General features: G+C 41.5%; 1 protein-coding gene. It reads right to left on the bottom strand.

The window, feature by feature from the left end; genetic code table 11:
• Positions 1–153 (bottom strand): carboxymuconolactone decarboxylase family protein (locus tag BTA35_RS18600; RefSeq protein WP_274378451.1); only part of this gene is annotated, 153 nt, incomplete at its 3' end.
• Positions 154–388: the final 235 nt, after the last annotated feature.

Here is a 388-nt window from a genome sequence, read left to right as displayed (position 1 = left end):
CAATTGCTCAGCCCAATCCAGTGCCGCAATCTCTGCCCCTGAGTAAAAAGGCATGTCACGCCACGCACTTAAGCCAATAATACGTTCTTGATTCTCACCCTGACTCAGCGCATCTTTGCTATGCATATCGATACAAAAGGCACACTGATTGATTTATGACACTCTCAGTTTAACCAACTCCCAGATAGAGACTGTCAATGTTTCTGAAACGCAAAATTGCTCTCGCAAATAGCTTTCCTGGCTCATCAGAATTTGCATTGCTTTGGATGCTAGTTCGAAGTAGTTTGCACGTCAAGTCATATCTTATCTCCTTAGAATTGTCAGAGCTAAGATAACTTATGGCTTAAAACAGGTATTGAATATTTTCGACACGCACCATGTTTAAACT

The organism is Oceanospirillum linum, assembly GCF_001995095.2.
GTDB lineage: Bacteria > Pseudomonadota > Gammaproteobacteria > Pseudomonadales > Halomonadaceae > Oceanospirillum > Oceanospirillum linum.
The sequence above is the reverse complement of the archived record's forward strand: the minus strand, read 5'-3'. Positions and strand labels throughout refer to the sequence as shown.